A 19,060-nucleotide genomic window follows, 5' to 3' on the forward strand; every position below is an offset into this window, starting at 1 on the left:
GGCCGCCCCGCCGGGATGGGCGGCAAAACAGCCCTTGGGCGCACCCGACAGCCTGGTCGACGACTATTGGCACGAGCTGGTGCTGTGCACCGCCCTTTATGCCGCCTACTGCCAGGCCTCGGCCGGCCGCTTCATCCATCATCATGTCGGCGCCGGTAGCGCGGAGGCCTATGCCCGCACCTGGATCGCCTACAAGGAGTGCTACGGGGCACCCGATCCGTCAGCATGGCCGGCACCCAGCCCCCTGGCTGTGGCCTGGGTGAGCAAGACGCGGAGTGACGGCGGCGGCGCGACCGACTCGTCCTCCACCGCCGGGGATGATGGCGGCGGCCAAGGTCACCATCACGGCAGCGGTGGGCACGGGCATGGCGGATGTGGCGGCCATGGCGGGTGCGGGGGCGGCAGCTGCGGCGGGCACCAACCTCGTCCGCGGATCCGACTATGCCGAACCGGCCGCGTCGAACCGCCGCACCAGGGTCTTGGGCGCCACCGCGCGCCATTGGCGGTGCAGCAGACCCATCACCTTGTCCAAAGAGCTCTGGTCGGGAATGGCGGACAAGCGCGCCAGCACGATGGGCCAACCCACATAATGGTCGGTCAGATGATAGACGGCCGGCTCGATAGCCATCAGCAGGACGCGCTCGTCCGTGTCCACACCGGTGACGACCAGGGTGTCGCCATCCTCGCGCAGGCGGGTCAGGAGCTTGCCGCGCACCTTCAGCGCCGGCGTGCCATAGGAGATGCCATCCTCCACACCGGGCCAAGCCAGGGCCTGGGCGCGGACGTCGTCGAAGCTGAAGGTCATGGCGCGCCGCCCGGATTGCCTGTCGCGCGGGCAGTCTAGCGCCGCCGCATGGTGAAAGGATCCGGAAAAGCAGAAAGGCGCCCGGTGAGGGCGCCTTTGCTATCCTTATACTATGTATAAGGAGGATGGGGCGATGGATGGGACTCGAACCCACGACCGCTCGGACCACAACCGAGAGCTCTACCAGCTGAGCTACCACCGCCGCCGTGAGGCGGGTTTCTGCACCACCTGCCCCTGCCCCGTCAAGCATTCTGATAAAATAATCTTCACATGCCGGGGTCGCGTCCCGCGACAGGCTGCAATCGAGGCACTGGCATCCCCACAAATCAGCCACACCGCCACCTCAAAGGACAAAATACAGGCTGTTGATTAATTTTTGTGCTGTCGTCTGCATAAGAAGCGCGCATACGTTGGGGCCACCGGGGCCGGAGGGCCGGGCCCGCCCCATCCGCCGGGTTGGCATGGGGCGTGCTATCCTGTTGCCCCGGTCCGGCCGGGCCACATGGGGGCGGCGACGCCTGTTGCGGGATGCGCCCCACCCGTGTTGTCTATGGGCCAGACACCGAATTGAAAATCGTGGGGGGTTTCCGGCATCAGTTTCCAGGCATGCGGCCCCGTTGGGTTCCGCAGTCCCGGCACCGGCGCCGACCATCCCCCGCCCTTGAAGCGAAGGCGTGGCCGTAAGCGATGAAAAAGATCGAAGCCATCATCAAACCGTTCAAGCTGGACGAGGTGAAGGAAGCGCTGCACGAAGTCGGCATCAAGGGCATCACCGTGACCGAGGCCAAGGGCTTCGGCCGGCAGAAGGGCCATACCGAGCTGTATCGCGGCGCAGAGTACGTTGTGGACTTCCTGCCCAAGGTGAAGATCGAGATCGTGATGGACGATCAGTTGGTCGATCGCGCCATTGAGGCCATCCAGCAGGCGGCACACACCGGCCGCATCGGCGACGGCAAGATTTTCGTGACCCCGGTGGAGGATGTCATCCGCATCCGCACCGGCGAACGGGGTCCGGACGCCGTCTGACGCCGGTTCGCCGGATGCCGCCTCGCGTCGGGTGGCATGGACGGGAACGGCCGGGCGCGTCGCCGTCCGGGATATCAATGGTCATTGATCATTGATCATAGGTTTGGGGCTGGCGGCCCGGGATGGGAGTAACCCAAGGCGCCGGAACATTATGGGATGGGGGGGGCGCAGCGATGTTCCCGCCCATGCACGTGAAATCAGTAGTCACCCAACATCTCCCAGAACTTTAGGGAACCCATCAAGATGTCCGATATCGCGAAGTTCTTCGACCTGGTTAAGGAGCACGACGTCAAGTACGTCGACTTCCGTTTCACCGATCCGCGCGGCAAGCTGCAGCACACCGCCCAGCACATCAGCACCGTGAACGAGGAGATGTTCACCGATGGCGTGATGTTCGACGGGTCGTCGATCGCCGGTTGGAAGGCCATCAACGAGTCGGACATGATCCTGATGCCCGACCCCGCCACCGCCGTCCTGGACCCGTTCGCCGCCCAGCCGCTGCTGACCGTGTTCTGCGACGTGCTGGAGCCCTCCACCGGCCAGCCCTACAAGCGCGACCCGCGCTCCATCGCCAAGGCCGCTGAGAACTACATGGCCAGCGCCGGCATCGGCGATACCGCTTACTTCGGTCCCGAGGCCGAGTTCTTCGTGTTCGACGACGTGAAGTTCGAAGTCTCGATGAACCGCGTCATGTACGAGTTCGACAGCGAGGAAGGCCCCTACACCTCCGGCAAGGCTTATCCGGAAGGCAATCTGGGCCACCGTCCGGCCGTCAAGGGCGGCTATTTCCCAGTCGCCCCGATCGACGCCGGCCAGGACCTGCGCGCCGAGATGGTGACCGTGATGGCCGATATGGGCGTCGAGGTCGAGAAGCACCATCACGAAGTGGCCGCCTCGCAGCACGAACTGGGCATCAAGTTCGGCACCCTGGTCAGCATGGCCGACACCATGCAGATCTTTAAGTACGTGGTGCACAACGTCGCCCACGCCTACGGCAAGACCGCCACGTTCATGCCGAAGCCGGTGTTCGGGGACAATGGTTCGGGCATGCACTGCCACCAGTCCATCTGGAAGGACGGCAAGCCGCTGTTCGCGGGTTCTGGTTACGCCGACCTGTCCGAGACCGCCCTGTACTACATTGGTGGCATCATTAAGCACGCCCGTGCCCTGAACGCCTTCACCAACCCGCTGACCAACAGCTACAAGCGTCTGGTTCCGGGCTACGAGGCGCCGGTGCTGCTGGCCTACTCCTCGCGCAACCGGTCGGCTTCCTGCCGCATCCCGTTCGTGAACAGCCCGAAGGGCAAGCGCGTCGAAGTCCGCTTCCCGGACCCGGGTGCGAACCCCTACCTGGCCTTCGCCGCCATGCTGATGGCTGGTCTGGACGGCATCCAGAACAAGATCCACCCCGGCGACGCGATGGACAAGAACCTGTACGACCTGCCGCCGGAAGAGCTGAAGGAAGTGCCGACCGTCTGCCGTTCGCTGCGTGAGGCCCTGGAGTCCCTGGCCGCCGACAACGCCTTCCTGAAGAAGGGCGATGTCTTCACCGAGGACTTCATCAACAGCTACATCGACCTGAAGATGGAAGAAGTGCTGGCGTTCGAAACCTCGCCGCATCCCATCGAATACAAGATGTACTACTCCGTCTGATTGGATCGGCTTCCCCCGGGAAGCCTCCTGTCGGGAAAGGGCCGTCCAGCCGGGCGGCCCTTTTCTTTTGCGCTGAGCGCGCCCCGCCCCCTCTTTCGCACCCTTGCCCGCCGCCGTCCTGTACCGGAGGATAGAGCCAGGCCCCTGTCCACCGCCGATGGCAGACGTTAAGCTTAGGCGATGACGTGCCTTTTCCCGGCCGGGGCACCGCCTGGGCAGCGGTTGCCGCCCGGACATGTAAGGCCCAGATGCCGGGATTGGCCCGACGGCGGATCGCAAGCGGAAGCATGGCTCATGGCACAGTCCTCCGGCCCCCGGTCGCTTGAAATGGGAACGGCGGAAATGGTCGCCACCGCCCCGCTCCTGCCCCCGGCCGATTTGTCCAACCGGATCGCGCGTACCGCCGGCGGGTTGACCTTGCGGCTGCGCCTTCTGCTGGCCTTTGGCCTGCTAACCCTGGGCGTAGCGCTGGTGGGCGGGCTGGCCATGGACCGGCTGGGCGCGCTCAACGACAAGGCGGCCGTCATCCGGGACAACTGGCTGCCCAGCACGGCGGTGAACGGGCAGATGATCTCGGCCATCAAGAGCCATCGCCTGGCGGAGGCACGGCTGTTGTTCGCCCCTGAGGCCGACCTGGAACGCAGCCTGCAGGCGCTGGACCAGCGCAACCAGGATGTGGAGATCGCGCGCCGCGACTATCAGCAATATATCGTGATGAACACGGAGGACGAGCAGCGCCTGAACGCCTTCGACCAGGCCTGGGCCGCCGGACAGCAGTACCAGATGCGTCTGCGCGACCTGGTGCGGGAGCATGACCGGGACCAGGCCATCGCCCTTTACAACGGGCCGCTGCGCGACGCCGATACTCAGGCGACCGACGCCATCCTGCGCGACCTGGCCTTCAACGTGAACCAGGGTCGGGCCACGGCGCGCGAGGGCAACGCCATCTATGCCGCCACGCGTGCGCTGCTGTGGTCAGCCATCGGCCTGGCGGTGGTGACGGGCGCCGGCCTGGCCTGGCTGGCCATCCGTACCATCGCGGCCCCCATCCAGGCCATGACCCTGGCCACCGAGGCCTTCGCCCAAGGCCATTACGGCCATCCCCTGCCCTGCACCGACCGGCGGGACGAAATCGCCGGCTTGGCCGCAGCCCTGGCCGTGCTGCGTGACAAAAGCGCGGAGCGTGACCGGTTGATCGCCACCCGCACCAATGAGGCGCAGTCCCTGTCCGCCGCCAAGACCGAGGCGGAGACCAACCTGGCCACGCTGCGCCAGCTGCAGGACCAGTTGGTGGAATCGGAGAAGCTGGCCGCCCTGGGGTCCCTGGTCGCCGGTGTGGCGCACGAGGTGAACTCCCCTCTGGGCGTGGCCGTCAGCGCCAGCAGCACCCTGGCGCTGGAGACCAAGCGCTTTCTGGCGGCCATCGAGGCCGGGCAGCTGCGGCAGAGCACGGTGGACCGCTTCGCCCGTGTGGCGCGTGACAGCACCGACCTGCTGGAGCGCAACCTGGACCGCGCGACCACCCTGGTGCAGCACTTTAAGCAGGTGGCGGTGGACCGCGCCAGTTCCCAGCGCCGCCGTTTCAACCTGGGCGAAATGGTCTCCGATACCCTGACCACACTGGGCCCCATGCTGCGGCGCGCCTCTTACAGGGTGGAGACCGCCATCCCGGATGGCATCGACCTGGACAGCTACCCCGGCCCCCTGGGTCAGGTGCTGACCAACCTGATCCAGAACGCGGAACTCCACGCCTTCGACGCGGCCCTGCCGGCGCGGGAACGCCAGACCACCGGGCAGTTGCTGCGCATAGAGGCCAGCCGCAGCGCGCGGGATGTAACCCTGCGCGTGCAGGACAACGGTGCCGGGATGGGCGAAGATGTGCGGCGACGCTTGTTCGAACCGTTTTTCACCACCAAGATGGGCCAGGGGGGATCAGGCCTGGGCATGCATATCGTCTACAACATCGTCACGGGTATCCTGGGCGGGGCCATCGCTGTGGCCTCCACGCCCGGTAAGGGAACGACCGTAACGCTGACGGTGCCCCTGATGGCGCCCCACAACGCCGACGACGAGCCGTCGTCCTCACCGGGAGAGCCCGGCTGATGGCGAACCCGGCTGAGGCCCTGATCCATATCGAGGACGACCGGGGGACCGCCCGGCAAAGCGGACCGGGCTGGCGCATCCTGGTTGTCGACGATGACGAGCAGGTGCACCTGGCCACCCGCCTGGCATTGGAGGGTATGGACTTCCGTGGCCGGCTGCTGACGCTGGACAGCTGCTACACCGCCTGGGAAGCGTTCGAGTACCTGGCCGGCACGCCCGACATCGCCGTCGTGCTGCTGGACGTGGTGATGGAGGATGAACGCGCCGGCCTGGATCTGGTGCGCCGCATCCGGGAGGAATTGCGCAACGACCAGGTGCGCATCGTGCTGCGCACGGGCCAGCCGGGCTATGCCCCGGAGCTGGAGGTCATCCGCCAATACGACATCAACGATTACAAGGCCAAGACCGAGCTGACGGTCACCCGCCTCGCCTCCAGCATCATCACCGCCCTCAGGTCCTATGAGCAGATCGTGGCCCTGGACCGGCATCGCCGGGGACTTGAGCAGGTGATCAAGGCCTCCGCCGACCTGTTCAGCGAGCGCAGCCTGAACGAGTTCAGCGCCGGCGTCCTGATCCAGCTGGCGGCCCAGATGGGCATAGAGCCCGAGGGCCTGTTGTGCGCCCAGGGCACGGTGGATGGCCCTGTCATCGTGGCCGCCGCCGGCCGCTTCGCCGGCCACATCCGCAAGCCCCTGGCCAGCCTGGGCAATATGGAGATCGAGGCCGCCTTGCTGGAGGCGTTTTCCCGCCGCGAGGGGTTCAAGAGCCGGGGCGGCGACATCCTGTACCTGCAATCGGGCAGCGCCCACCCGGCGGCCATCTACATGTCCACCCCCACGCCGGTGGACGAGCAGAAGCGCGACCTGGTGCGCCTGTTCACCATCAATGTGGCGCTGGGCTTCGAAACGGCGACCCTGTTCGAGCACCTGCGGTCCGTCGCCTTCACCGACCCCCTGACCGCCCTGCCCAACCGGGCCGGCTTCATTGCGGCGTTGGACCGGGCGGCGTCCGGCCAGAACCTGGTGGTCATCCTGCTGGACCTGGACCAGTTCCACTTCATCAACGCGCGCCTGGGCTTCCAGGTGGCGGACGCCCTGCTGCGCGCTGTTGGGCACCGTTTGGTAGCCAATTTCCCCGAAGCCGTGGCCGTCAGCCGCTTCGGCGGTGACCGCTTCGCCCTCGCCCTGCCCGCCCCCGCGCAGGCGGACCTGTCGCTGGCCCTGCTGGAAAGCCGGCTGGAGGTGGCGTTCGAGACGGGATTCGACGTCGCCGGCCGCCACGCCAGCCTGTCGGCCACCAGCGGCTGCACGTTCACCGTCACCGGCGCGACCGGTGGCCCTGACGGCCAGCCGGCCGGTGACCTGCTGGTGCAGCAGGCGTCATTGGCCTTGAAGGATGCGAAGTTGCGCGCCCGTGGCCGGCTGATTGCCTTCAATCTGGAGCTGGAGCGGCGCAACCATGCCGGCTTGGCCCTGCTGGCCGAATTCCGTGCCGCCCTGCGTAACCGCGAACTGGTGCTGCACTACCAGCCCAAGCTGGACCTAATGACCGGCCGGCCGGTAGGGGTGGAGGCGCTGGTGCGCTGGCAATCCCCCCGGCATGGCCTACTTATGCCGGCCCAGTTCCTGGATCTGGCGGAGGCCAGCGGCCTGGTGCTGCCCATGGGGCTGCAGGTGCTAGAGATGGCCATACGCCAGCGCCGCGCCTGGCGGACGGAGGGATTGGACATCCCGGTCGCTGTCAACGTCTGCGCCTTGCAGGTGCAGCAGGCGGATTTCCTGCAAGGCATCGACGGCGTGCTGTTGGCGCAGGAGGCCGCCGCCGAGGGCATCGAGATGGAGATAACCGAGTCCGTCTTCGTCGGCGATGACGCGCGCACGTTCGACCATATCCAGGGCCTGCGGGACCGGGGCTTCGGCGTGGCTCTGGACGATTTCGGCACCGGCTATTCATCGCTGAGCTACCTCAACCGCCTGCCGGCCACGACGGTGAAGATAGACCGACGCTTCGTCCAAGGCATGAACCGGGACGCCAAGTCGGACATGCTGGTGCGCGCCATCATCCAGGTGGCGGCGGTCATCGACGCCAAGGTCGTGGCCGAGGGCGTGGAGACGGAGGACCAGGCCGAACGGCTGCGCGCCCTGGGCGTGCCCGTAGCCCAAGGCTTCCTCTACAGCCCCGGCCTGCCGGCGGAGGAGCTGGCCATCTGGTGGCTGAAGCAGGACGCGCCAGAGGTTAAGGACTAAGCCGTCTTCTTGCGCGCCCTCGTCGGCCAATTATCCCCTTTTTCTGGGCCGTGTCGGCCCCAGGGCCATCGCCAGACGCCAGGCAGCCGTCAAAGCGCCGGTCAGCGTGGCCTCATCCGCTGCCGCCAAGGCCACATGGGTGGCGCCACCCCGTCCCCAGCCGCCGGGAACCGGTTGGAATACGGCCGGGGCCGCTGCCACCCTCATCTCTTGCTCCTCCACTGCCAGCTGGACCATACCGCGCCCGTCCCCCTCGTTTTGATCAAGCGTGGCGAAGATGCGGTTACCCACGCGAAAATCGGCATGGCCCATGTGCGCGCCTTCCTCCACCCCCGCCAGCGAGCGCGCGATGCGGCGGAAATCGTCTGGCGTCATGGCGGCAATTCCCCAAAGCGACGGGACAGGCGGTGATGCCAGTGTATCATCAACAGCTTAAGGCATGGATCGAAGATGGGAGAGGGACACCGTGGCCTACACCTTGCGCAAGGCGACATTGGCGGACAAGCCGGCGTTGCAGGCCTTGATCCAGGCCTCCGCCCGGGGCCTGAGCGGGGACCACTACACGCCCGAGATGGTGGAGGGCGCGCTGGCCGGCGCCTTCGGCGTGGACAGCGACCTGATCCATGATCAGACCTATTTCGTGGCGGAGGAGGCGGACGGCCTCTTCGTCGGCTGCGGCGGGTGGAGCCGGCGCATGACCCTGTTCGGCGGGGATGCCCGCCCGGATCGTAGCCCGCAGATGCTGGACCCGGCCCGCGACCCCGCCCGCATCCGCGCCTTTTTCGTCCATCCCCAGCGCGCGCGCCAGGGCATTGGCCGCGCCCTGCTGGAAGCTTGCGAGGCGGAAGCGCGGGCGGCGGGCTTTCAGGCGCTGGAACTGATGGGCACCCTACCCGGCGTCCCGCTCTACCGCGCCCTGGGCTTCCACCCCACGGGCGAGGTGCTCCACCCCCTGCCCAACGGGCAGACCATCGCGTTCGTGCCCATGCGCAAGGAGTTGGGGGCTTAGAGCAGATCGCCCAGAGGTGGAATCACCTTTGGGCGTGAAGCTGCTCGCAGACAGACTCAGCGAGAGCCGGCTGCGTCTGGTTTTACGCAGGCGGCTCTAGCCCTGCCGGATCGCCGCCGCCAGGATGCGTACGGCGGGAGCCATCGCCGCCTCCGCCGTGCCGGCGAAGCCCAGGACGAAGCCGCCGGCGGGTGCGGATCCGTGGTAATAGGGGGAGAGGGCCGCCGCCTTGACGCCCCGCGCCAGGACGGCCTTCGCGATGGCAGCGTCGTCGCCCGGCACTCGCAACCGCGTCACCAGATGCAGGCCGGCCTCGGGATTGCCGGCAGCATTCAGCACATCGGCGGCGTGCTCAGCCAGGGCCGCCATCAGGGCCTGGCGCCGGGCGCGATAGAGGGGGCGCATGCGCCGCACGTGAGCGGCTAGGCGACCCTGGGTGATGAAGCGCGCCAGGATCTGTTGCGTGAGGCCCGGCGCCCCCCGGTCCTGCATCCACTTCGCATTGGCGAACCGGTCCGCCAGGGCCGGTGGCACGATGAGGTAGCCCAGGCGCAGGCCCGGGGCCAGAACCTTGCTGAAGGTCCCCAGATAGAGGACCCGCCGCCCGCCGTCCAGGGTATGCAGCGGCGTCAGCGGCCGGCCGCCGTAGCGATATTCCCCATCGTAATCGTCCTCTAGCACCCAAGCATTGGCCCTTTCGGCCCAATCAAGCAGCGCCAGGCGGCGCCCGAGGCTGAGGGTTGCGCCCAAGGGATATTGGTGGGTTGGGGCGACCAGGGCCAGGCGTGCGCCAGGCCGGGCGGCCAAGCCGGCGGCCACATCCATACCGTCGCCATCCACCGGCACGGGCACAATCTCCAGCCCCGCCGCCGCCAGGGCTGACCGGCCGGCGACATAGCCCGGCTCCTCGAACCAGACGGCGTCACCGGGAGACAGCAGGGTGCGGGCCACCAGGTCGATGCCCTGCTGGGCACCGCTGACGATAATGACCTGGCCGGGGGTGCACGCGATGCCGCGGGCCACGGCAACATAATCGGCGATGGCGGCACGCAGCTCCGCCGTGCCGCTGGGGTGCCCATAGGCCAGCAGGTGCGCCGGACGTCCGCGCTGGGCCGCCATCCCCGCCTTGGCCCAATCGGCCCAGGGGAACTGGTCCAGGGCGGGGATGCCGACCGCCAGGGGCATGGGGGGCGCCGTCGGCGCTGTGGGACTGCCGGATGCCGGGGTGCCGGGCACGGCACGGGGTGCGATCGTGGCCACCCCCTCGGCCACGTACATCCCGGCCCCGACACGGCCCTGCACATAGCCCTCGGCCACCAGTCGATCATACGCCTGGACAACAGTGATGCGGGCCAGCCCCTGGTCGCGTGCCAGTTCCCGGCTGGACGGCAGCCGCGTGCCGGCAGGCAGGCGGCCGGACAGGGCGGCATCGCGGAAATAGGCGACGATCTGGTCCTGCAGCGACGTGGACGCCTGCCGGTCCAGCATCAGGCTGTTCCAGAGGGGAGCGATGGCGGACATGGACGGCGCAATCCCTCATACCGGAACGGGCCTACTGGACTTATCAAAACGTGATAATTGGCGCTATGGGACAATCCAGTTTGGCGGGAAACTGCGCCATCATTCGTAGCATGGAAAGCCAGCCGCCATGTACCGTCCGACACATTTCAAGGAAGACCGCTTGCCCGTGCTGCACCAAGCCATGACGGCCATCGGCTTGGCCAACCTAGTCACGGTGGGGGCGGACGGCATACCCCAGGCCAGCCCCCTACCCCTGCTGCTGCGCGCGGATGAGGGACCTTACGGCACGCTCTATGGACATGTCGCCAAGGCCAACCCGCAATGGCGGGAGACACCGGCGGGCAGCCCGGCGCTGGCCATTTTCATGGGGCCCGATGCCTATATCACCCCCTCCTGGTACGCCACCAAGGCAGAAACCGGCAAGGTGGTGCCCACCTGGAACTACGCCACCATCCACGCCCGGGGGCCCATCACCTTCTTCGAGGACGCAGACGCCCTGCTGGACCTGGTGGGCGGCCTGACCGACCGGCATGAGGGGTCCCGCACCGCGCCCTGGACGGTCGCTGACGCGCCCGCCGATTTCATCCAGGCGCAACTGCGCGGCATCGTCGGCTTTCGCCTGATGCTCACAAGCATCGAGGGCAAGTGGAAGATGAGTCAGAACCGCCCCGCCGCCGACCGCGACGGCACGGCGAACGGGCTGGCCCGGGATGGGGCCGCCGGCGTTGCCGCCCTGGTGCGGGCGGGTGGTGCAGGGGTGCCCTGACTATTGGGGAAAATGCTCCACATGGGTTTCCGCGGTGCGCCCGAAGTACAGCACGCGCCGACCGGAGAAGGAGACGATGTAGCCGGCGCACCCGGCGGCCTTCGCCCTCCTGCAGAAGGCCGTATAGGAATAATCGGACGGACAGGCTTGCGCCCATTTGATCAGTGACGCCACAGCGGCCGCGTCAAAGCGGGCTGCGACCTGATCGTCCGTGGGATGGCCTTCCAGCGCCACGCTATCGCCGTCCGGCAGGAAATAGGTGGCTGTGTTGCGGCGGTAATCGACAGTATATCCCTCAAAGCCGGACTGGATGAGCAATGCCACGATGTCCGGGAAATCCATCGACTTGTCATAGGCTGCGGCGAAGCATCTTTGAGCAATGGCGATCCGTTGCGCATTCATGGGCGCCGTCCTTTCGCTGGAGTGAAGGTTGGAATCCGCCCGGCGGTCAGTCGATGGGCGCGGTGTTCAACTCATGCTTAGAGGCGATTTTGTGGAGCAGCCCTTTCAGCTGTGCCCGTTCATTGGGCAAGAGCCCGTTGAAGAAGGCGGCATCGTTCCGGTCCGCCAGTTCGGCCAGCAGGGGCACCAGCGATCGGGCCGCCGGTTCGAGGGCCAGGGTCTGGCCGCGCCTATCCTCCAGATTGGCCTCACGCCGGACGAGGCCCTTTTCAACCAGACGGTCAGCCAGTTTGGAGATGGCCCCCTTGGTCATGCCCATCCGTTCCGCCAACACGGATGGCGCCAGCCTCTCCACGTCATATAGCACCCGCAAGAGGACCCACTCGGCCACCGTCACCCCCCGGGCCTCCACCGCGCGAGCGAAGCTTTGGGAAACAGCGTTGGACACCATCCTCAGCCAATAGCCGAGGTGGGCGTGGAGGTCCGATGGGGTATCGCCCGGGGGCATGCTGACCGGCTCAAATTGTTGACTAGGAAACTAAATGGCTGGCGTTTGCTTGTCAACGCCTTCCCGGTCAACACATTCCCGCGCGAACCGAGGCGGGCTTATTTGGCTTCAGTGCGGCCCTCGAACAACGCGTCGATTTCCTGCTGGGTGCGCAAGGCGTCGGCCGACAGGCCGGTGGTGCTGGGGATGACCATGTCCTTCACCGGCGCGGCCGGCTTCGCCGCCACCGGCTGCGCGGGCGAAACGGCACTGAACAGGGCATCGATGGTGGTCTGCGACGGCGCCTGTAGGGCGGGCCCATGCAGAAGATGAGCATCGGGCCGGGCGTCGTCATGTTTGTACGGCAGCAGCACCTCGCGCGGGGCATCCGCCGGCGGCATAGCGGGGGCGGTCGAGGCCTGCGGCAGGGTGCGCCAAAGGCCGGTGATCACGCCCACCCGTTCCTCGATATAGCTCAAGGTGTTCACCACCTTGGCGGTGCGTTGGCCGCAGATGTCCTGGAAGGAGCAGGCCATCATCACGTCCATGCAGGCGTTCTCCAGCGCCGTCAGCAACTGACCGTCGACCATGCGGCCCGGGCGTAGACGACGCAGGGCGCCGGTCATGCGTTCCACCGTGGTCAGGATGCGATTGGTCGCCTCCTCCGTCGCGGTAACGATGGCGTCCAGCTCCGAGGTGGCGGCGCTGATGCGGTCGGCCTTAGGATCGCTGGGCTTGATGGCCGCGATTTCACGCTTCACCAAGCGGATGGTGTTGGCCATGGCCTCCACCTCCGCCTTGAGGAAGGCGATCTCAGGATTGCCCAGCTGGCCCCCGGCCGGAGCCGGCGCATGGTCATTGCGGGAGGCCGCGATCAATCGCTGGACACTGGCAATGGTGCGCCGTAGCTCATCGGTTTCCACCGACCGGGCGCGGCGCTGAACCTCATAGAAAAAATCCCGGCCCTTGGCCGTGGCCAGCAGGGATTCCTCCATCTGCCGGTATTCATCCAGCGTCAGGCCGGAACCCCGGGTCGTCTGCATGCCCATAACGCCCTCTCGCAAATATGCCACACGGCCGGCCTGCCCCGGCTTATGGTGCTCAAGCTTAAGTTCCTCATAGGCATGACTTTTCCGTCAATATAGGCTTCCTCCGTAGACGTATGTATTTCAGATGAGTTTTACCTTACGCAATGTGGGTAGTTCTCATCACATTTGTGATAAAAGCCGCCACGTTTGTCTCGACCCCTACCTCTGCGGAAATAAAGTGACTGCCCCTTCCTGTATAAGCAACATCCTAGCTGGTGCCGCACGCGCTCCCCTGCCCTGGTGACGGTACCCAGCCGCCAGTGGTACCGTTGACCCTATACAGGACGCCCATTTCTAAGATGAGTGACAGATGCGGACCTTGCCCCACACCTTTCCCCATCACGCAAGACAGCTGGTCGCCCTGGTGCTGGCCGGCGTGGTGATGGGGGCCGGCAGCGGCGCGCTGGGGGCGGAATCGGAGGCGGAAGCCAAATCGGTGGCGCTGGAGGCCAGTTGCAAGCCTAACAAAGTGGAGGCGGTGCAGCGCTTCGTCGGCAACAATCCCGACATCGTCTACAAGATTACCTGCCAGAACGGGAAGGACTTGGCGGTTTATGTCCGCTGCCAGGGCCGCACCTGCTTCCTGGTGCGCTGATGCCCATGCGGTGGTGGTTGGTCCCCCTGGCCCTGACCGGCCTGCTGGCCACGACGGCACTCGCGGGCGCCACCTTCTCCATTATCGCCTGCGACCGAGACCGCTGCGGCGTGGCCGTCGCTACCAACAACCTGGCGGTGGGGGCCAGCGTGGACTACGCCCAAGCCGGTGTCGGCGCCGTCGTCACACAGTTCGAGACCAACCCGGCCATGGGCCCCAAGGGCCTAGCTGTTCGGTCCCAGGGATTGATGGTGCAATGACCTCACAGGAATGGAGGGATGCACTATGGGCCAGATACTTCACGGCAGCGCCCGCACGACAGAGGCAGTGCGTCGAGCGATACAACATAGTCAAGAGAGCTTGAGGGCCCTGGCCAGCCGGTACGGGGTCAATCAGAAGACGGTCGCCAAGTGGCGGGGGCGGCATGATGTGATGGACCAGCCAACTGGCCCAAGGGAAGCCAGATCCACTGTCCTGACTCTGGAAGAGGAAGCGGTAATCGTCGCTTTCCGCCGCCATACATTATTGCCACTGGATGACTGCCTCTATGCCCTGCAACCGACCATTCCCCATCTGACCCGATCTTCCCTACACCGATGTCTTCAGCGACACGGCATCAGCAGGCTGCCGGAGGTGGAAGGCGACAAGCCTGCCAAGCGGAAGTTCAAAGCCTACCCGATCGGCTATTTCCACATCGATATCGCCGAGATCAGGACAGCCGAAGGCAAGCTGTACCTTTACGTTGCCATTGATCGGACAAGCAAATTTGCTTTCGTGCAGATAGCCAGGAAGACGGGGCGCTCATCCGCTTCCGCCTTCCTGGTCGCCTTGATCGGTGCTGTCCCCTACACGATCCACACGGTACTGACCGACAACGGGATCCAGTTCACCTTCCCGCCACGATATGCCGATGGCCCGACAGCCCGGTACGTGACGCACATGTTCGACAGGCGGTGCCAGGAGAATGGCATCGAACACCGGCTTACCAAGATCAAACATCCCTGGACCAACGGCCAGGTCGAGCGCATGAACCGAACCATCAAGGAAGCTACGGTCAAACGCTACCACTACGACAGCCATGAACAGTTCGAGCAGCATCTGAATGCCTTCGTCGGCGCCTACAACTTTGCAAGGCGCCTCAAGACGCTTCGAGGCCTGACGCCCTGGGAATTCATCTGCAAATCATGGACAGCTGAACCCCAGCGGTTCAGGCTAAACCCGCACCATCAATCCCTGGGACCGAACACCTAGCCCTGATGGCCGCCGGCCATGCCCCGGCCGATGCACTGGCCATCCTGCTGCGGGAGGATGGTGATTTCGATGGTGAGGGGGTGGAAGCCCGCCAGGTGGCCTTGGTCGACGCCCAAGGACGCACCGCCGTCTTCACCGGGCGCGACGCGGCGGCAGCCGCTTACGCTGGTGACAGGCGCGGGCCGGGTTATGCCGTGCAGGGCAACGGTTTGGCGGGCCCCGCCGTGCTTACGGCCATGGAGGATGCCTACAAGGCCACGGGGGGCGGGTTGGAGGATAGGCTGCTGGCGGCGCTGGAGGCTGGCCAGGCGGCGGGTAGCCAGAGCATCGGCAAGCTGTCCGCCGCCTTGGTGGTGCGTACGCGCGACGGCTTCCCCCTGGATTTGGATTACCGCGTGGACGCCAGCACCCAGCCCTTGCCTGACTTGCGCGCCCTGGTGGAACGCCACCATGCCTGGCAAGCGGTGATTCGCGCCGACAGGGCGGCCCGCAAGGGCGACACGGCCGGGGCGCGGAAAGCCCTCGCCGAAGCGGCCCAATTGGCCCATGGCTGGGATCGGGTGTGGCGCCGCGCCGCCCGGGTGGCACTGGTGCTGGGCGATGCCGCCGCCGTGCGCGATTATCTGGCGCGCATGGCCGCGGCCAATCCGGTTTGGGGCCGGCAGGAAGCCGCCGATCCCGCATATCGCGACCTGGCATCCCCGGTTGACGCGTCTAGCGCGCCCACCCCCGCCAAGTGAAGGTAGGCCGGCGCTTGGCCAGGAAGGCCTGGCGTCCCTCCTCGAAATCCACGTTGCGGGCAGCCTCTTCCAGGAAAGTGGCGGCACCGGCATCGGTGACCGCCGTGGCGCCATCCTGGACGGCCTGGATGATGCGCTTGGCCGCCTGGATGGAGAATTGCGATAGGCCGCACAGGGTCGCCGCGTATTCGCGCACCGCGTCCGCCAGCGCGGCATCCTCCACCACCCGGTCCACCAGGCCGATGGCCATCGCCTCCTCCGCGCGGATCATCCGGCCGCTGAACAGCAGATCCTTGGCGCGAGCGGGCCCGACATGGTCGACCAGGCGCCTCGTGTCTTCGAACGGGTAGACGAACCCCAGCTTGGCCGGGGTGATGCCGAAGCGGGCGCCGGCCCCGGCGAAGCGCAGATCGCAATGCAGCGCCAAGCCGCAGCCGCCACCCACGCATAGCCCCTGCACCATGGCGATGGTGGGCTTCGGGCAGCGCTCCAGCGCCAAGTTGGCGGATCGCACTGCGGCGTTGAAACGGGTGACGCCTTCGGCCGTGGCAAAAAGCCCGGCGAATTCGGCAATATCGGCCCCAGCGGAAAACGCGGTGCCACCGGCACCGGTCAGTACCACCACCCGTACCTCGGGATCGGTCTCCAGCCCATGCACGAGGCCGGGCAGGGCCAGCCACATCTCCAGCGACAGCGCGTTGTGCTTGTCCGGGCGGTCCACCGTTAGGGTGGCCACCCCCTCCTGTACCGACAGGCTAAAGCCTGGAGCCTCCTCACCCATCCTGTCCACCGGTGTTAAATCAGCCGCCGGGGCATAGTGGCCGGGATCAACCGGCCCAGGCAATGGCCTTAGCCCCTTAAGGGACGGAAATAGCGCAGGACAGACTGCAGTTCCGTACGCAGGCCCGAGTCCTCGCGCAACCGCGCCTGCAGGGCATTGTCGCGCTTGGCCAGATAGACCACGTGGTCCTTGGGTGGCAGGGAGCGGTAGGAGGGCTTGGCGGCCAGCGTGCCATCATCCTGCACTGTCGACAGGAAAAAAGATGACCGCATGAATTTGGAAAACAGTTTGTTCGCCCCCTCCGCCGGCTCCCGCGAAATGATTGAGCATATATAGAATAGCCTGAAGTAATAGTAATTATTATAGATGCGTTGAACGATAAAGAACTGCTCGCTTGGGGCAGAAACTTTTGAGATCAGTTGTTGATCTTTGAATCCGGCGTAGAAATAGTTCGATGCCTCGCGAGCAAACAGTAGCGGCTTTTCCCGCTCCTGGCTGATGCGCTTGCGATAATCGATCAGCGCACGCCCCACCAGGGTCTGGATCATACGCCGTTCCACATCCAGATCCGGCGGCAAGCCCATCAGGAATTCCATCGCGGGCAGCAGCTGCACGGGATGCGTGATGGCGACGCGCTTGGCCCGCCCCTTGCCGAGCAGAGAAGCCTGCAGCCACTCGATGGTGTCGTGCGCCTGCCAACGCAGCCGGGTCATCATGGGGATGGTGGACAGGCCGCTGGCCTGCAAGAACAGGCGTAACTGGTCCCGCCAGGATTTCTGCGGCAGGGTGAAATATTCCACGTCGGTCAGGCGAAGGGGCGAGGCAACGCTTTCCCCCGCCACCGGCTCCGGCCGGTGGTTGAGGCTGCGTCCGAAGATGACGCCCTTGGTCTTCCGTTCCCGCTCCGCCAAGCTCATGACAGCAGTCCGTCCGCCCCTACCGCCCCGTCCCTGTCCGTTCTCCACCTCACCCGTCCGCGACGCTTCGCGCGGTAATCTTCATGCGCGGGAAAGGTATCATATCTGATCACATTGATTAACTAATAGCGCGCACCACTTTCGCGAGTAGGCATACAAAATGACATTGACCGCCGCCTGTCCGTTCTGTCGCACCCCTAGATAGCGCAGGGTTGCCCGACAGCCTGACGTACCATAGCCAAGTTTGTGTCACAGACGTAGGCAGCTTTTCAGGTGGCACCGCCACTTGAACTGCCCTCTACCGTTTGCTGCCGCACAACCTAAACAGGCAAAATCCGTAAGGGATGCTGTCGCCCATGTCCCCATCTTTCCCTTCCTGCAGTTCGACCATCACAGCTGTGCCCTCATCCGGCGGGCCGGGCTACGCCTATGGCCTCTCTGGCGCAAAGGCCGCGATTGGTCTAACTACGCCGGTGGGCGGCCTGATGGGACGGCCCTTCACCCGGGACGGCAGAGGCGACCCTGTGCAGCGGAGCGATGGCCAGAACCTGGCCACCAGCAGTGATGAATACCTGGTCGGCCGGGTTGCCCAGGGCGACGCGCAAGCCTTCCGGGTGCTGACGGATCGGCATTTGGACCGGACGGTCACGCTGGCGCGCCGCGTCTTGGGTGGGGCGGCCGATGCGGAAGACGTAGCGCAGGAAGCCTTCCTGCGCTTGTGGCAACATGCTGAGCGTTTCCGCCCGGCCGAGGCCCGCTTTTCCACGTGGTTCTACCGAATCACCGTGAACCTGTGCCTGGATCGCAAACGCCGGCCGGTACACGACACGCTTGAAAACGTGCCCGAACCGGTGGACCCATCCCTTGACGCCGTCGCCCTGGTGGAACGCTCGGAACTCGGTCGGCTGGTGGCGCGGGCGGTCGATGATCTGCCCGAGCGGCAACGGGCTGCCATTTCCTTGTGTTATGATGCCGGCCTGAGCAACGCCGAAGCCGCTGCCGCCATGGAAGTAAGTGTTGGCGCACTGGAAACCCTGTTGGTGCGGGCCCGCCGCGCCTTGCGGGCGACATTGGCGCCCCTGGCGCCGTCCGATGCCCAGGACGGTCGACGCTCACGAACGGGAGGGCCGCGATGATGGACGGCATGATGACGATCGCGGAATTCGAGGATCTGGTCGACCTGCACGGCCCGGACCCAGAATTGTGGCCGGTGGCGGACCGCCCCAGGGCGGCTAGTCTGCTGGCCCAATCGGATGCGGCGCGGGTCGTGCTGACCCAAGCCGGCTTGGCCGAACAGGCACTGACGGCCATGCCCCTTGACCGGGCCAGCGCCGAGCTGCGCCGCGCCATTCTGGCCATCCCCAACGCCGCGACCGGGGGGCGGCCCGCTACCCGCATCACAGACCGTAGGTTGCTACCCCCGCGAGCGGGACTGCCCGGCCGAACCCCGGCCTTCGCCAGCGGAAGTCGCGCGGTCTGGGCGGGCGGTATTCCCGCCGCCCTGGTATCCGGACTGGCGGCGGCCGTGGTCGGCATCGTATTGGGGGTGCATGGCGTTTCCCCCCTTGCTCTGCCATCCAGCGACTCGCGAACCTCCGCCACGACCGAATACATGAAGGCCATGACTGAAATCGACACGGAGATTGGACAGTGACCGAGGGGCGTGCGCA

The 19,060-nt window shown here is 65.9% G+C and carries 20 protein-coding genes and 1 tRNA gene; 12 read left to right on the forward strand and 9 right to left on the reverse strand.

Translation table 11 applies throughout. The annotated features are described in order from the left end of the window. Window positions 1-439: 439 nt before the first annotated feature. Together Y958_RS20380 and Y958_RS20385 are read right to left on the reverse strand one after the other, a co-directional pair. Window positions 440-805: an MmcQ/YjbR family DNA-binding protein gene (locus tag Y958_RS20380; RefSeq protein ID WP_088873707.1), complete on the reverse strand. Its 366-nt coding sequence runs from the start codon at window positions 803-805 to the stop codon at window positions 440-442. A gap of 126 nt (window positions 806-931) precedes the next feature. Further along, window positions 932-1,007, reverse strand: a tRNA-His gene (locus Y958_RS20385). 485 nt (window positions 1,008-1,492) lie between these two features. On the opposite strand from Y958_RS20385, the gene Y958_RS20390 reads away from it, so the two are divergent. From Y958_RS20390 to Y958_RS20405, 4 genes are all read left to right on the forward strand, one after another. Further along, window positions 1,493-1,831 carry a P-II family nitrogen regulator gene (locus Y958_RS20390; RefSeq protein ID WP_004274165.1) on the forward strand — a complete coding sequence of 113 codons (339 nt, stop codon included), beginning with the start codon at window positions 1,493-1,495 and terminating at the stop codon, window positions 1,829-1,831. A gap of 243 nt (window positions 1,832-2,074) precedes the next feature. Further along, window positions 2,075-3,484 carry a type I glutamate--ammonia ligase gene (gene glnA / locus Y958_RS20395; protein ID WP_004274166.1) on the forward strand — a complete coding sequence of 470 codons (1,410 nt, stop codon included), beginning with the start codon at window positions 2,075-2,077 and terminating at the stop codon, window positions 3,482-3,484. A 294-nt stretch (window positions 3,485-3,778) separates the two neighbouring features. Further along, window positions 3,779-5,587 carry an ATP-binding protein gene (locus tag Y958_RS20400; RefSeq protein ID WP_186291370.1) on the forward strand — a complete coding sequence of 603 codons (1,809 nt, stop codon included), beginning with the start codon at window positions 3,779-3,781 and terminating at the stop codon, window positions 5,585-5,587. Beyond that, entirely contained in the window at window positions 5,587-7,833 is a 2,247-nt protein-coding gene (locus Y958_RS20405; protein WP_088873709.1) for an EAL domain-containing response regulator, read from the forward strand. Before Y958_RS20400 ends, Y958_RS20405 begins: the two co-directional genes overlap by 1 nt. A gap of 30 nt (window positions 7,834-7,863) precedes the next feature. On the opposite strand, the gene Y958_RS20410 is transcribed toward Y958_RS20405, so the two are convergent. Beyond that, window positions 7,864-8,208 carry an MmcQ/YjbR family DNA-binding protein gene (locus Y958_RS20410; RefSeq protein WP_088873710.1) on the reverse strand — a complete coding sequence of 115 codons (345 nt, stop codon included), beginning with the start codon at window positions 8,206-8,208 and terminating at the stop codon, window positions 7,864-7,866. A gap of 91 nt (window positions 8,209-8,299) precedes the next feature. Between Y958_RS20410 and Y958_RS20415 the strand changes: the two genes are divergently transcribed. Further along, complete coding sequence (locus tag Y958_RS20415; protein WP_088873711.1) at window positions 8,300-8,842, forward strand: GNAT family N-acetyltransferase; 543 nt, start codon at window positions 8,300-8,302, stop codon at window positions 8,840-8,842. A 96-nt stretch (window positions 8,843-8,938) separates the two neighbouring features. On the opposite strand, the gene pdxR is transcribed toward Y958_RS20415, so the two are convergent. Next, window positions 8,939-10,363 (reverse strand): MocR-like pyridoxine biosynthesis transcription factor PdxR, encoded by a 1,425-nt coding sequence (gene pdxR, locus Y958_RS20420; protein WP_088873712.1) that lies wholly within the window; start codon window positions 10,361-10,363, stop codon window positions 8,939-8,941. A 127-nt stretch (window positions 10,364-10,490) separates the two neighbouring features. On the opposite strand from pdxR, the gene Y958_RS20425 reads away from it, so the two are divergent. Then, window positions 10,491-11,129 (forward strand): FMN-binding negative transcriptional regulator, encoded by a 639-nt coding sequence (locus tag Y958_RS20425; RefSeq protein WP_088873713.1) that lies wholly within the window; start codon window positions 10,491-10,493, stop codon window positions 11,127-11,129. On the opposite strand, the gene Y958_RS20430 is transcribed toward Y958_RS20425, so the two are convergent. From Y958_RS20430 to Y958_RS20440, 3 genes are all read right to left on the reverse strand, one after another. Next, entirely contained in the window at window positions 11,130-11,531 is a 402-nt protein-coding gene (locus Y958_RS20430; protein ID WP_088873714.1) for a DUF1398 family protein, read from the reverse strand. Between the two features lie 46 nt (window positions 11,532-11,577). Continuing rightward, entirely contained in the window at window positions 11,578-12,039 is a 462-nt protein-coding gene (locus Y958_RS20435; protein WP_088873715.1) for a MarR family winged helix-turn-helix transcriptional regulator, read from the reverse strand. Between the two features lie 98 nt (window positions 12,040-12,137). Next, on the reverse strand, window positions 12,138-13,061 hold the full coding sequence (locus tag Y958_RS20440) for a protein phosphatase CheZ (RefSeq protein WP_145727685.1): 924 nt from the start codon (window positions 13,059-13,061) through the stop codon (window positions 12,138-12,140). 355 nt (window positions 13,062-13,416) lie between these two features. Here Y958_RS20440 and Y958_RS20445 point away from each other — a divergent pair, with 355 nt between their 5' ends. From Y958_RS20445 to Y958_RS20460, 4 genes are read left to right on the forward strand one after another with little or no spacing between them, the layout of a single operon-like run. Next, window positions 13,417-13,701, forward strand: a complete 285-nt coding sequence (locus tag Y958_RS20445) for a hypothetical protein (RefSeq protein WP_088873717.1) — start codon at window positions 13,417-13,419, stop codon at window positions 13,699-13,701. A gap of 5 nt (window positions 13,702-13,706) precedes the next feature. Further along, window positions 13,707-13,961 carry a DUF1028 domain-containing protein gene (locus Y958_RS20450; RefSeq protein WP_088874127.1) on the forward strand — a complete coding sequence of 85 codons (255 nt, stop codon included), beginning with the start codon at window positions 13,707-13,709 and terminating at the stop codon, window positions 13,959-13,961. A gap of 25 nt (window positions 13,962-13,986) precedes the next feature. Beyond that, on the forward strand, window positions 13,987-14,952 hold the full coding sequence (locus tag Y958_RS20455; protein ID WP_088873718.1) for an IS481 family transposase: 966 nt from the start codon (window positions 13,987-13,989) through the stop codon (window positions 14,950-14,952). 5 nt (window positions 14,953-14,957) lie between these two features. Further along, window positions 14,958-15,692: a DUF1028 domain-containing protein gene (locus Y958_RS20460; protein WP_088873719.1), complete on the forward strand. Its 735-nt coding sequence runs from the start codon at window positions 14,958-14,960 to the stop codon at window positions 15,690-15,692. Here the strand turns inward: Y958_RS20460 and Y958_RS20465 are convergent. Both Y958_RS20465 and Y958_RS20470 read right to left on the reverse strand, forming a co-directional pair. After that, window positions 15,667-16,428 (reverse strand): enoyl-CoA hydratase-related protein, encoded by a 762-nt coding sequence (locus tag Y958_RS20465; RefSeq protein ID WP_244411121.1) that lies wholly within the window; start codon window positions 16,426-16,428, stop codon window positions 15,667-15,669. The genes Y958_RS20460 and Y958_RS20465 overlap by 26 nt on opposite strands. A gap of 113 nt (window positions 16,429-16,541) precedes the next feature. Then, window positions 16,542-17,390 carry a hypothetical protein gene (locus Y958_RS20470; RefSeq protein ID WP_088873720.1) on the reverse strand — a complete coding sequence of 283 codons (849 nt, stop codon included), beginning with the start codon at window positions 17,388-17,390 and terminating at the stop codon, window positions 16,542-16,544. A 485-nt stretch (window positions 17,391-17,875) separates the two neighbouring features. On the opposite strand from Y958_RS20470, the gene Y958_RS20475 reads away from it, so the two are divergent. Together Y958_RS20475 and Y958_RS20480 are read left to right on the forward strand one after the other, a co-directional pair. Then, window positions 17,876-18,526: an RNA polymerase sigma factor gene (locus Y958_RS20475; RefSeq protein ID WP_088874128.1), complete on the forward strand. Its 651-nt coding sequence runs from the start codon at window positions 17,876-17,878 to the stop codon at window positions 18,524-18,526. Next, the gene (locus Y958_RS20480; RefSeq protein ID WP_088873721.1) at window positions 18,523-19,044 is read left to right on the forward strand and encodes a hypothetical protein; all 522 of its coding nucleotides are present in this window, start codon (window positions 18,523-18,525) and stop codon (window positions 19,042-19,044) included. Before Y958_RS20475 ends, Y958_RS20480 begins: the two co-directional genes overlap by 4 nt. Window positions 19,045-19,060 lie beyond the last annotated feature (16 nt).

Source organism: Nitrospirillum viridazoti CBAmc (assembly GCF_000730165.1).
Lineage (GTDB): Bacteria > Pseudomonadota > Alphaproteobacteria > Azospirillales > Azospirillaceae > Nitrospirillum > Nitrospirillum viridazoti.

Bases quoted from the DNA above. Each gene is read 5' to 3' on its own strand.
- Y958_RS20480 (WP_088873721.1), top strand. From the start codon at position 18,523: ATGATGGACGGCATGATGACGATCGCGGAATTCGAGGATCTGGTCGAC.
- Y958_RS20435 (WP_088873715.1), bottom strand. From the start codon at position 12,039: ATGCCCCCGGGCGATACCCCATCGGACCTCCACGCCCACCTCGGCTAT.
- Y958_RS20400 (WP_186291370.1), top strand. From the start codon at position 3,779: ATGGCACAGTCCTCCGGCCCCCGGTCGCTTGAAATGGGAACGGCGGAA.
- Y958_RS20440 (WP_145727685.1), bottom strand. From the start codon at position 13,061: ATGCAGACGACCCGGGGTTCCGGCCTGACGCTGGATGAATACCGGCAG.
- Y958_RS20380 (WP_088873707.1), bottom strand. From the start codon at position 805: ATGACCTTCAGCTTCGACGACGTCCGCGCCCAGGCCCTGGCTTGGCCC.
- Y958_RS20470 (WP_088873720.1), bottom strand. From the start codon at position 17,390: ATGAGCTTGGCGGAGCGGGAACGGAAGACCAAGGGCGTCATCTTCGGA.
- Y958_RS20455 (WP_088873718.1), top strand. From the start codon at position 13,987: ATGGGCCAGATACTTCACGGCAGCGCCCGCACGACAGAGGCAGTGCGT.
- Y958_RS20425 (WP_088873713.1), top strand. From the start codon at position 10,491: ATGTACCGTCCGACACATTTCAAGGAAGACCGCTTGCCCGTGCTGCAC.
- glnA (WP_004274166.1), top strand. From the start codon at position 2,075: ATGTCCGATATCGCGAAGTTCTTCGACCTGGTTAAGGAGCACGACGTC.
- Y958_RS20450 (WP_088874127.1), top strand. From the start codon at position 13,707: ATGCGGTGGTGGTTGGTCCCCCTGGCCCTGACCGGCCTGCTGGCCACG.
- Y958_RS20410 (WP_088873710.1), bottom strand. From the start codon at position 8,208: ATGACGCCAGACGATTTCCGCCGCATCGCGCGCTCGCTGGCGGGGGTG.
- Y958_RS20460 (WP_088873719.1), top strand. From the start codon at position 14,958: ATGGCCGCCGGCCATGCCCCGGCCGATGCACTGGCCATCCTGCTGCGG.
- Y958_RS20430 (WP_088873714.1), bottom strand. From the start codon at position 11,531: ATGAATGCGCAACGGATCGCCATTGCTCAAAGATGCTTCGCCGCAGCC.
- pdxR (WP_088873712.1), bottom strand. From the start codon at position 10,363: ATGTCCGCCATCGCTCCCCTCTGGAACAGCCTGATGCTGGACCGGCAG.
- Y958_RS20445 (WP_088873717.1), top strand. From the start codon at position 13,417: ATGCGGACCTTGCCCCACACCTTTCCCCATCACGCAAGACAGCTGGTC.
- Y958_RS20405 (WP_088873709.1), top strand. From the start codon at position 5,587: ATGGCGAACCCGGCTGAGGCCCTGATCCATATCGAGGACGACCGGGGG.
- Y958_RS20390 (WP_004274165.1), top strand. From the start codon at position 1,493: ATGAAAAAGATCGAAGCCATCATCAAACCGTTCAAGCTGGACGAGGTG.
- Y958_RS20475 (WP_088874128.1), top strand. From the start codon at position 17,876: ATGGGACGGCCCTTCACCCGGGACGGCAGAGGCGACCCTGTGCAGCGG.